Consider the following 10,927-nt stretch of genomic DNA (forward strand, 5'->3'; position numbering starts at 1 on the left):
CCGGTCAAGCGTGCGAGATCCGGGTAAAGAGACCCGGAAGGCGTCGTACGAGCGCGGTTTCATCAGCGAAGATAGAGGGCGACCCGTGCCAGAACGGCACAGGCGGCGAACTACCCAACAGGGGCGGTGACTTACATGATCCTGGCAGCAGAGAAGGGCGACATCACCACCATCATCGGCGGAATCGCCCCGGACTGGGGGCCGTTCGGGACGCTGGGCAACGAGGCACGCATCATGATCGAGGTGGTGATGGCGATCGCCATCCTCCTCTGCCTCGGCATCGCGATCTGGGGCGCGGCCAAGCAGCGCATCGGGGCGACGGCACTCCGCGACACGTTCAGCGCGGAACAGGGCAAGGGGCTGATCGTGGCAGGCCTGACCGGGGTCTTCATCATCGGCTCCCTCGGCACCCTGTTCACCATCGTGTACGGAATGGCCGTCTGACCTACCGTCGGCCATCCCGCACCGGGCCGTCCCAGCCCGCTCCCCACCATCCGCCCGTCGCGCCCACCGGCTGAGGTTGCGTTTCCCTGATGTCGAGTCACTCCACCGCGCTCACGCGGCAACCAGCAAAGCTACCGTCGTCCTGCGCGGATCTGCACACGACCGAGGGAGCGAACGCGGCATGAGTCCCGGTGACGAGCACGACTACCGCGGCAAGGACCAGGCGGGCCGCTCGGACGACCCGTACAGCACCCTCGGCGGCACCCGCCAGACCCGCACCCGTCTCCCCGACGGCGACGCGGGCCACCCCGGCACGCGCCGCCCCGTCCGGAACTCCCGCTCCCTCGTCACGATCACCGGCGTCGTGGTCCTCCTCATCGCTGCCATCGCCTTCGCCAACCGGGGCGGTGGCAGCGACGACAACGCCTCCTCCGGCACGAAGAACCCCGGAACCGCAGGCAGCGCCCCTACCGCGCCCACCGGCACCAAGCCCGTCCAGGGCAAGAACGGCACCATCGCCTCCGGCTTCGCCCACGACGAGCAGGGGGCGCAGAGCGCGGCGGCGAACTATTCCGTAGCCCTCGTATCTGACGGCATGTTCATCAAGGAGCGGCGCCGGGAGATCTCCGAAGCGGTCTACGCGCCGGACGTGGCGAGAGCGCGCCAGGACGACCTGGACAAGGTCTATTCAGGGAAGTCCTTCCTCGCGAACATCGGGTTGAACCCAGACGGCAGTGCTCCCGACGGACTTACCTTCATCTCACGTGCCAACCCCGTAGGCACCAAGGTGGAGAAGTACACCGGTGACACCGCAACCGTCGCTGTTTGGTATTCCGCCCTGTTCGGCCTGGCTGGTGAAGGCTCCAAGAACCCCGTGTCGGAGAGCTGGTACACGACCACCTACGAGCTGGCATGGGTCGAAGACGACTGGAAGGTCTCCGACTTCCAGCAGAAGGACGGCCCCGTCCCAGTCGGCCGCGACCAAGCGGCGTCTTCCGCCGAAGAAATGGCGGATGCGGTGAAGCAGTTCGGAGGGTTCACCTATGCCAGATAAGCGATCCCATCGGGGGCGCTCTCTCGCAGCACTCCTATCCGGTACTCAAGCCACTGCCATTCTCTTCGCGAGCCACGCCCACGGTGACCCCACACCGTCTCCCGAAACCAGCAACGACCCCTGCGACCTCATCCGTGGCCCCGCCAAGGACTACTGCGAAGGCGGCGAAGGCGCCACCTCCCGCACCCAGGACGTCCCCCCCACCGACGCCCTCGACCCCCTCTCCTCCCTAGCCCGAGGCTGCGCCGACGCCGCCGCCTGGATCGTCGGCAAGCTCAGCGAGGCCGTCGAGTCCACGGCGAACGTCGACTTCACCAACCCCAAGTTCCTCCAGCAGTACGCCGTCATCTTCGCGGCCTCCACCATCCTCACCCTCGTCCTCTGGCTCCTCGCCGTAACCAAGCGCGCCATCCGCGGCGTCCCCCTCACCACCGCGATCTCCGAGGCCGTCGGCTTCCTCTGGCTCACCGTCCTCGCCTCGGCCTTCACCCCCCTGATCCTCTACACGATCGTCTCCGCCACCGACGGCGTCACCGAGGTCATCGCCTCCTCCACCGGCGGCCAGAGCGACGTCTTCTTCGGCTCGTTCGCCGAAGCCCTCAAGAAGGGCGAGGACATCGGCGGCGGCCCGATCATGCTGATCGTCGTCTCGCTCGTCTCGATCCTCGCCGCCGGCATCCTGTGGCTGGAGCTCGTCATCCGCGCCGCCCTGCTCTACGTCGGCGCGCTCCTCGGCATCGTCGTCTACGCCGGTCTCGTCGACAAGAACATGTGGGGCCATGTCCGCCGCTGGGCCGGCATCATGATCGCGGTGATCATGGTCAAGCCCGTCATCGTCATCGTTCTCGGCCTCGCCGGAGCGCTCTCCGCGAACGACGGCCCCGACGCCTTCTCCGCCGTCGTCTCCGGCCTCGCCATCATCCTGCTCGCCATCTTCGCCTCCGCCATGATCTACCGCTTCGTCCCCGGCTTCGGCGACGAGATCCAGGGCGCCCGCACCAACCGCAAGCAGGCCACCGACGGCGCCCAGGCCGCCGCCCTCATCAGCTCCCCGGCCGCCCTCGTCTCCCAGGGCATCAAGACCCACAGCGGCCGCAACGACCAGAACAGCTCCGGCGGAGGCCGCCCCGCCAACCCGGCCAGCGGCGGCGTCGCCGCACACAGCTCCCGCACCTCCGGCGGAGGCGGCGGCGGGAGCGGGGTCGGCGGCGGATCTGTCCCCTCCGCCGCACCCCCGCCCCGCAGCGGCGGCTCCGCCCCCGCCTCCAGCACCCCCCACAGCAGCCGCTCCTCCCGAGGCGGAGGCGCTGGCTCCGGCAGTACAGGTAACCCGAGCACAGGAGGTGGAGGGCGTTGACGACCCAGTCCCACACGATGACGCCCCGCCGTACGTATCTCATCGGCCGCGCCCGGCCGAACGCGATCGTCGGCAAGAACCGCGAGACCGGCGAGATCGCCCTGATCATCGCCGGCGCGTTCCTCGGCATGATGAGCGGACTCCTCGTCCCCGTCCTCTCCCTCCGCATCGTCTGCCTCGTGGGCTTCCCGCTTCTGGCCCTCGCCATCGTGTACGTCCCGTACAAGCACCGGACGTTCTACAAGTGGTTCGAGATCAACCGCAGCTTCAAGCGGTCCCTGCGCCGCGGCACCGCCTACCGCTCCGGCGCCATGGAGGCGGGCGTCAGCGCCGACGGCCGCGAGGTCGAGATCGGCCCGCCCCCCGGCATCGGCCGGATCAGCTGGCTCGCCGCCCCCTTCGGCCCCGACGAGATCGCCGTACTCCTCCACGCCGACCGGCGCACCGTCACCGCCGCCATCGAGATCGAGGGCCCCGGCGTCGGCCTCCGCGACAGCGAGGACCAGGAAGCCCTGGTCGACCGCTTCGGCACCCTCCTCAAGCACGTGGCCAACGGCGACGGCTTCGTCACCCGCCTCCAGATGCTCGCCCGCACCCTCCCCGCCGACCCCGACGCCCATGCCAAGGACGTCGCCCAGCGCGGCGACAGGACGGCCCCCGGCTGGCTCCAGGACTCCTACGACCAGCTCCAGTCCATGGTCTCCACCTCCAGCGAGCAGCACCGCGCCTACCTCGTCGCCTGCATGCACTACAGCCGCGAGCTCGCCGCCGAGGCCAACGCCATGGCCCGCGCCGCCCGCCCCCACGGCGGCCGCAGACTCGACCGCGACGCCGGCCTCGCCGTCGTCATGGCCCGCGAGCTGACCGACATCTGCGCCCGTCTCGCCGAGGCCGACATCCGGGTCCGCCAGCCGCTCGGCCAGAGCCGCCTGGCCTCCCTCGTGCACTCCATGTACGACCCCGACCACCCCATCGACCACATCCAGGCCATGACCAAGCGCAACGCCTGGCCCGCCGAACTGGACGCCGTCGAGCCCACGTTCCTCCAGGCCAAGACCCGCGAGTCCACCACCCGTGCTCCCTGGTGCCACGCCACGGCCTGGGTGAAGGAGTGGCCGATGACCCCCGTCGGCGTCAACTTCCTCGCCCCGCTCCTCGTCCACACCCCCGACGTCATCCGTACGGTCGCCGTCTGCATGGACCTCGAACCCACCGAGGTGGCCATCGAACGCATGCTTACCGAGAAGACCAACGACGACGCCGAGGCCAGCCGCCAGGCCAAGATGAACCGCACCGTCGACCCCCGCGACATCGCCGCCCACGGCCGACTCGACCAGCGGGGTGAAGATCTCGCCAGCGGCGCTGCCGGAGTGAACCTGGTGGGGTACATCACGGTGTCCTCGCGTTCACCCGAGGCACTCGCCCGCGACAAGCGGACGATCCGCGCCTCGGCCGGCAAGTCCTACCTCAAGCTGGAGTGGTGCGACCGCGAACACCACCGCGCCATCGTGAACACACTCCCGTTCGCCACAGGCATCCGCCGCTGACGCCGGCCAAGCCCCGAAGGGTCCGGCACCGACCAGGCCCCAGAAGAAGCTGACGCCCGCCCCACCCCGACAAAGACGCACCCCACCACCCCCGCAACAAGAGAGGGCACCCACCCCATGCGAGACCCCCTGTCCGCATTGTCGGATGCCTTCACCTCCTTCCTCTTCGGCAAGGTGGAGACCACCCGGCTCCCCGTCCGTACGTCGACGGGCCAGGCCCAGGCCGTCTACCTCCCCACCGCCGCCCCCGGCCTCGGCGACTCCGGCGTGATCATCGGCCGCGAGGTCTACAGCGGCAAGGGCTACATCTACGACCCCTTCCAGCTGTACGGGCAACAGCTCCCCGCCCCCCACTGGCTCGTCCTCGGCGAGTCCGGCAACGGCAAGTCCGCGCTGGAGAAGACCTACGTCCTGCGCCAGCTCCGCTTCCGCGACCGCCAGGTCGTCGTCCTGGACGCCCAGGGCGAGGACGGCGTCGGCGAATGGAACCTCATCGCCCAGGAGCTGGGCATAACCCCCATCCGCCTGGACCCGACCGCCGCCCTCAACGGCGGCATCCGACTCAACCCTCTCGACCCCTCCATCACCACCACGGGCCAGCTCGCCCTGCTCCGCACGATCATCGAAGTCGCGATGGGCCACGGCCTCGACGAGCGCTCCGGCTTCGCGCTCAAGGTCGCCCACTCCTACGTGACCGCTACCATCACCGAACGCCAGCCGGTCCTGATGGACATCGTGGAACAACTGCGCCACCCCGAACCCGAGTCCGCCGAGGCCATGAACGTCGACATAGACGATGTACGGGCCTGGGGTCTGGACGTCGCCCTCGTCCTGGACCGGCTCGTCGACGGCGACCTGCGCGGCATGTTCGACGGCCCCACCACCGTCGGCATCGACCTCGACGCGCCCCTCATCGTCTTCGACCTCTCGCACATCGACCGCAACTCGATCGCGATGCCGATCCTCATGGCGATCGTCGGCGTCTGGCTGGAGCACACCTGGATCAGGCCCGACCGCAAGAAGCGCATCTTCCTGGTCGAAGAGGCCTGGCACATCATCAACTCCCCTTTCGTCGCGCAGCTCTTCCAGCGCCTGCTGAAGTTCGGACGCCGACTCGGCCTCTCCTTCGTCGCGGTCGTCCACCACCTCAGCGACGTGGTCGACGGAGCAGCGGCGAAGGAAGCCGCAGCCATCCTCAAGATGGCCTCCACCCGCACGATCTACGCCCAGAAGTCGGACGAGGCCAGAGCGACCGGCCGGGTCATCGGCCTGCCGCGCTGGGCCGTCGAGATCATCCCCACCCTCACCCCCGGCATCGCCGTCTGGGACGTCAACGGAAACGTCCAGGTCGTCAAACACCTGATCACCGAAGCCGAACGCCCCCTCGTCTTCACCGACCGCGCCATGACCGAGGGCTCCTCGGACGACCAGCTCCCCGATGACATCCGCGCCGCGGAGCTGGAGGCGGAACAGCGCGCGGCCCGGATCGAGAACCAGCAACGGATGAGCGACATGAACGAGTCGTCACGGTCGACGGTGGCCTGACATGGCACGCCAGGCAGCAGGACAGGGACCGGCACCGGAGCGGGGCCGTCGGCACGGCGGCCCCCAGCCCCGCCACGAGGAGCCCCGCACCGGTGGTATCCCCGACGGCCTGCTGGTCGGGCTGGTCGGCCTCCTGCTCGCGACGACCGTGCTCGCCTGGACGGCCACCGGCCTGGCCGGCCTCCTCGCCCACGGCTCCTGGCCGAACGGCGTCGCCTTCACCCGAACTCCCCTCGCTCTGCGCGAACTGGCCACGGCCCCGCAGGACCTCCCTGCCGCCTGGCCCTACACGCCCCCGTCCCAGCTCTCCGGATACGGCCTCTTCTGGGGCCTGTTCATCGGCGAGCTGATGGTGCTGGTGGTGCTGACGGTCTTCGTCCTGGGCTCCGTGGCCCGCTGGAGAGTCGTCCGGGAACGGCGCCGCGAGGAGCGCCTGTACGGAACACCTCACGAGCCTCACGAGCTCCACCAGCCCCACAACGTGCACGAGCAACCCCACGACGTGCACGAGCAGCCCCACAACATGCACGAGTCCCCGCTGACGAAGACCCCCGCAACGCCACCTCAACCACAACCACCATCGCACCCGACAGAGCGGGAAACACGCCGGGCAACCCCCCGGGCGACACACCAGCCACCCCCACATCTACCCCTCTCGCTCCCCTCCCCACGCACCCCCCTCCTCGTCTACGCCCCCGCCCCCGCCCGGCGCCCCACCGTCGTCCAGGCCATCCAGGACGCCGAGGGACCCGCCCTCGTCGTCATCTCGGACCCCACGGTCTGGGCCGAGACGAAGGACGCCCGCGCCAAGCTCGGCCCGGCCCTCGTCTACGACCCGGGCCACCTCTGCGACACCCCCGCCCGCCTCCACTGGCCGCCCACCGCAGGCTGCGAGCACCCCGACACCGCCGCCGGCCGCGCGGCCGCGCTCCTCGCCCCGGTCCGCCCGCAGGCCAGGATCGACGCGGCGGTGGCCGACACAGCGCAGACACTCCTTCAGTGCTGGCTGCACGCAGCCGCGGTGGACGGCCGCCCCTTCCGCCAGGTCGCCCGCTGGGCCTCCGGGGCCGCCGCCCACGAACCCGTACGCCTCCTCCGTACGCACCCCAAGGCCGCATCCGGACTCGCCGGGCTCCTGGAGTCCGCGCTCACGGCCTATCCGGAACGGCGCGAAGTGGCGCAGGAGTTGAACGTACGGGCCTTCTCGGCCCTCTCCTCGGTGCACATCCGCGAGGCCTGCACGGCAAACCGATCGGATTCGGCCGCGCTGGAATCTTTTGCCCGCGAGGGGGGAACGCTCTATCTGGTCGGCGAACCCATCGAGGATCCCCGTACCCGCCCCGGCGCGATGCCCCTCCTCACCGCGCTGGCCTCGCACGTGGTCGAGCACGGCCGTCGCATGGCCGCACGGTCATCCGACGGTCGGCTCGACCCACCAATGACGCTGGTCCTGGACGACGTGGCCGCCGTGGCCCCGCTCCCCCAGCTCCCCGAACTGCTGGCCAAGGGCCAGGATCTGGGCATGCCCACCGTCGCCCTGCTCCGCTCCCGCGAACAGGGCCGGGCCCGCTGGCAGCAACACCTGCACACCCCTGGCGCCATCTGAACGAACAGGGACCAACCGCACACACCCCGGGCCCCATCCACACGATCAGAAACCAACGGCGCACACCCCCCGGCACCATCTACACGAACAGAAACCAACCGCACCCCCCGGCCCCATCCGAACCAAGAGGGGCCAACGGCCTACCTACCCCCGCCCCGCCCCCGCTCGATCACGTACTCCAACTCCCACTCCCCCCGCCCACCGGGCGCCGCAATACGCTGCCCGGACGGTACGAACCCGAACCGGCGGTAGAACGCCGCGGCGCGCGGGTTGTTCTCGTGGACGTACAGGCGCACCCGCTCCAACCGGGGCGCCGACAGCGACCAGGCCCAGTCGACGGCCTCCCGGAACAACGCGTCCGTCACTCCGGTCCCCCGCGCCTCCGGCCGGACGAAGACACCGACCAGGTGCCCCTGGTCCACCGCCGGGGCCTCGCCGAAGCGCACATCGTCCTCCGTCCGCTCGACGAGCACGGTGACCGTGCCCACCCACACCCCCTCGGGCGACTCCGCGACGAACTGCCGCACAGTCCTGCCCTCGGCGGCCGCAGCGGTACGGTCCTGCCAGAAGGCATCGGTCCGCACCACCGCCTCCTCGTACGTCTCCAGGAACGCCACGGGAGCCGCCGGGTCCTTCAGGGCATCCAGCCGCAGCTGCCTGGCCAGCGGCCATTCCTCGGCCCGCACCGCACGCATCACATAGTCCATGTCCCGATCCTCACCCCCGCTCTCCCCCGCTTCAACCGACTAAACCCCAGTCCCCGCCCCCTGGTCACCGCCACACGCCGTCGTACCCGGGTACCACGCCCCGTCCCACGTCCCGCCCCCCGGCCGGACGACCGCCACCGGCCCGCTCCATAGCGTCGACGGTATGAACACGGCATACGGACTCACCACGCGGTACGGCGACCGAACCGTCGTCCAGGACCTCGACTTCACCGTCCGCCCCGGCAGCCTCCCTCACCGACCCCGGCATGCCGCACGCCGTGGCAGGCACGGTGACAGGGGTCACCCTGCTGAACCTGCCGGCGCTCGGCCGCGGCGCCCCCCCTGCGCTCGGTACCCGGGCCGCGGCGCCCCCTGCGCTCGGTACCCGGCGCGATCGACGCGGTCACCGGCGAGGTCATGCTCCTCCCCGAGGTCCTCGGGATGCTCCCGTACGAGACCGTCGAGCAGGCCGTCCGGTACTTTCCCACCCAGGCCGCCGGGGCGCCTGAGCCCAAGCGGCGAAGGCAGACGAAAGAGCAGGAAGAAGAGACAGGTGACGGACGACCACCACCCCGGCAAGAGCCCTCACAGCGCCACGGCCCCGCTCACGACCACGGCCCCGCTCACCCGGGCCATCCGCGGCGCGCTGGACCGTCTCCGCGCCTTCGACCGACGTCGGCCACGGGTCTGGGACGCCGCGGTGACCGCGTTCTGGACGGTGGCGGCCGTACTCGACTACACCTCCGGCGGCTGGCGGACCGTCGCACGCGACGTGACCGCACCCGAACCGCTGGTGCTGCTGATGAGCCTTTGGTTCTCGCTCCCGCTCCTGTGGCGCCGCACGCACCCGATGACCGTGCTCCTGCTGTCCGCCCCCATATCCCTGGTCAACATCTGGACGGGGGCCGTGGTCCAGGCAGCCCTGCTCCAGCTGATCCCGGTCTTCCAGATCGCCCTGCGCTCGCCCCTCCGTACGCTCGGGACCGCGGCCCTGGTCTTCTGCGCCCCGCTCCTCGCGGGCGCCGTCGGCATTCCCGGCGTCTGGGACCGGCAAGTCGTCTCCTACGTATGGGGGTTCGTCTTCGTCGCCCTTCTGGGCATCGCGGTACGGACGCGCCGCGAGTACACCGAGGCCCTGGTCGAACGCGCCCACCGTCTGGAGCACGAACGCGACCAGCAGGCCCGCCTCGCCGCCGCCGCCGAACGCACCCGTATCGCCCGGGAGATGCACGACATCATCGGCCACAACCTGTCCGTCATCACGGGCCTCGCGGACGGCGGCGCGTACGCGGCCCGGAAGAGCCCGGAACGCGCGACACAGGCGCTGGAGGCGATCGGCACCACCAGCAGGCAGGCCCTCTCCGAACTCCGCCGCCTCCTTGACGTCCTCCGCGACGACCACCCCGACGCCGAGCGCACCCCTCAGCCGACGCTCGACGAACTGGCCCCCCTCATCGAACGCGTACGCCGCGCGGGGCTGCCCGTCCACCTGGAACTCCACGGCCCGGAACTCCATGGCGAACCGCAGGCCTCCGCGCTCACGCCGGGCCGCCAACTGACCGTGTACCGGGTCGTTCAGGAGGCCCTCACGAACACCCTCAAGCACGCCACCGCGCCCACCGGCACAGCCCTGTCCGCGACGGTGACGCTCACCCACACCCGTACGCACATCGACGCCCGAGTCACCGACACCGGCGCCACCACCTCAACACGTGGGAAGGAACCGCCGATCCGGGCCCAGGGCATCATGGGCATGCGGGAACGCGCGGCTCTCTACGGCGGAACCGTCGAAGCCGGCCCGCTGCCTGAACACAGCGGATGGCAGGTACGCCTCCGCCTCCCCCTGGAGGACACCCACCCGTGACGACCGTACTCATCGCGGACGACCAGCCGATGCAACGCTTCGGCTTCCGCATGCTGTTGGAGAGCCAGGACGACCTGACGGTCGTCGGTGAGGCGGCCGACGGCACCGAGGCCGTCAACCTGACCGCCCGCCACCAGCCGGACGTCGCCCTGATGGACATCCGTATGCCGGGCCTCGACGGCATCGAAGCAACCCGTCGCATCGTCAGGTCCGGGGCCCGCACCCGCATCCTCATCGTGACGACGTTCGACCTCGACGAGTACGCGTACGACGGCCTCCGCGCCGGAGCCAGCGGCTTCCTGGTGAAAGACGCCCTGCCGGAGGAGCTCCTGTCCGGCATCCGCGCGGTGGCCGCGGGCGACGCCGTGGTCGCCCCGAGCCTCACCCGCCGCCTGCTCGACGCGTACGTCCACCACCTCCCCACCGCCCCCGACGCCCAAGCCCCGCAGGACCCCCGCATCAACGCGCTGACAGAACGAGAGCGCGAAATCCTCACCGTCATAGGACAGGGCTGGTCCAACACGGAGATAGCCACCCGCTTGCACCTGGCCGAGTCGACCGTGAAAACGCACGTCACCCGCATCCTCGCCAAAACAGGAGCGAGAGACCGGGTACAGGCGGTGATCCTGGCGTACGACACCCGCCTGGTCACGCCTTCGTGAGAGAGGAGGGCCTGCCCTCCCCGGAACGCAGAAAAGCCCCGTGCCACAAGGCACGGGGCTTTCCCGGAAAAATTGTTCGGCGGCGTCCTACTCTCCCACAGGGTCCCCCCTGCAGTACCATCGGCGCTGAAAGGCTTAGCT

Annotated in this window: 9 protein-coding genes and 1 pseudogene; 9 read left to right on the forward strand and 1 reads right to left on the reverse strand. The window is 70.2% G+C overall.

The genetic code is table 11. The annotated features are described in order from the left end of the window. Window positions 1–135 precede the first annotated feature (135 nt). From CIB93_RS33090 to CIB93_RS33115, 6 genes are all read left to right on the forward strand, one after another. On the forward strand, window positions 136–444 hold the full coding sequence (locus CIB93_RS33090; RefSeq protein ID WP_003968086.1) for a hypothetical protein: 309 nt from the start codon (window positions 136–138) through the stop codon (window positions 442–444). A gap of 181 nt (window positions 445–625) precedes the next feature. Further along, window positions 626–1,498 (forward strand): hypothetical protein, encoded by an 873-nt coding sequence (locus CIB93_RS33095; RefSeq protein WP_096632308.1) that lies wholly within the window; start codon window positions 626–628, stop codon window positions 1,496–1,498. Continuing rightward, complete coding sequence (locus CIB93_RS33100) at window positions 1,488–2,855, forward strand: hypothetical protein (RefSeq protein WP_179500327.1); 1,368 nt, start codon at window positions 1,488–1,490, stop codon at window positions 2,853–2,855. The genes CIB93_RS33095 and CIB93_RS33100 overlap by 11 nt, the downstream gene beginning before the upstream one ends. Next, window positions 2,852–4,402, forward strand: a complete 1,551-nt coding sequence (locus CIB93_RS33105; protein ID WP_096632309.1) for an SCO6880 family protein — start codon at window positions 2,852–2,854, stop codon at window positions 4,400–4,402. The genes CIB93_RS33100 and CIB93_RS33105 overlap by 4 nt, the downstream gene beginning before the upstream one ends. Before the next feature lie 117 nt (window positions 4,403–4,519). Beyond that, window positions 4,520–5,947 carry an ATP-binding protein gene (locus tag CIB93_RS33110; RefSeq protein WP_096632311.1) on the forward strand — a complete coding sequence of 476 codons (1,428 nt, stop codon included), beginning with the start codon at window positions 4,520–4,522 and terminating at the stop codon, window positions 5,945–5,947. Window position 5,948: 1 nt separating this feature from the next. After that, complete coding sequence (locus CIB93_RS33115) at window positions 5,949–7,553, forward strand: type IV secretory system conjugative DNA transfer family protein (protein ID WP_179500328.1); 1,605 nt, start codon at window positions 5,949–5,951, stop codon at window positions 7,551–7,553. 140 nt (window positions 7,554–7,693) lie between these two features. On the opposite strand, the gene CIB93_RS33120 is transcribed toward CIB93_RS33115, so the two are convergent. Beyond that, window positions 7,694–8,260 carry a GNAT family N-acetyltransferase gene (locus tag CIB93_RS33120; RefSeq protein WP_096632312.1) on the reverse strand — a complete coding sequence of 189 codons (567 nt, stop codon included), beginning with the start codon at window positions 8,258–8,260 and terminating at the stop codon, window positions 7,694–7,696. A 242-nt stretch (window positions 8,261–8,502) separates the two neighbouring features. Here CIB93_RS33120 and CIB93_RS39285 point away from each other — a divergent pair. The 3 genes and pseudogenes from CIB93_RS39285 to CIB93_RS33135 all read left to right on the forward strand — a co-directional run. After that, window positions 8,503–8,764, forward strand: a pseudogene (locus tag CIB93_RS39285) (hypothetical protein); the annotation flags it as partial. A gap of 49 nt (window positions 8,765–8,813) precedes the next feature. After that, window positions 8,814–10,124: a sensor histidine kinase gene (locus CIB93_RS33130; protein ID WP_096632314.1), complete on the forward strand. Its 1,311-nt coding sequence runs from the start codon at window positions 8,814–8,816 to the stop codon at window positions 10,122–10,124. Next, window positions 10,121–10,786 (forward strand): response regulator transcription factor, encoded by a 666-nt coding sequence (locus tag CIB93_RS33135; RefSeq protein WP_096632315.1) that lies wholly within the window; start codon window positions 10,121–10,123, stop codon window positions 10,784–10,786. Before CIB93_RS33130 ends, CIB93_RS33135 begins: the two co-directional genes overlap by 4 nt. Window positions 10,787–10,927 lie beyond the last annotated feature (141 nt).

The organism is Streptomyces sp. WZ.A104 (assembly GCF_002382885.1).
Taxonomy (GTDB): domain Bacteria; phylum Actinomycetota; class Actinomycetes; order Streptomycetales; family Streptomycetaceae; genus Streptomyces.

Bases quoted from the DNA above. Each gene is read 5' to 3' on its own strand.
- CIB93_RS33120 (WP_096632312.1), bottom strand. From the start codon at position 8,260: ATGGACTATGTGATGCGTGCGGTGCGGGCCGAGGAATGGCCGCTGGCC.
- CIB93_RS33090 (WP_003968086.1), top strand. From the start codon at position 136: ATGATCCTGGCAGCAGAGAAGGGCGACATCACCACCATCATCGGCGGA.
- CIB93_RS33100 (WP_179500327.1), top strand. From the start codon at position 1,488: ATGCCAGATAAGCGATCCCATCGGGGGCGCTCTCTCGCAGCACTCCTA.
- CIB93_RS33110 (WP_096632311.1), top strand. From the start codon at position 4,520: ATGCGAGACCCCCTGTCCGCATTGTCGGATGCCTTCACCTCCTTCCTC.
- CIB93_RS33115 (WP_179500328.1), top strand. From the start codon at position 5,949: ATGGCACGCCAGGCAGCAGGACAGGGACCGGCACCGGAGCGGGGCCGT.
- CIB93_RS33095 (WP_096632308.1), top strand. From the start codon at position 626: ATGAGTCCCGGTGACGAGCACGACTACCGCGGCAAGGACCAGGCGGGC.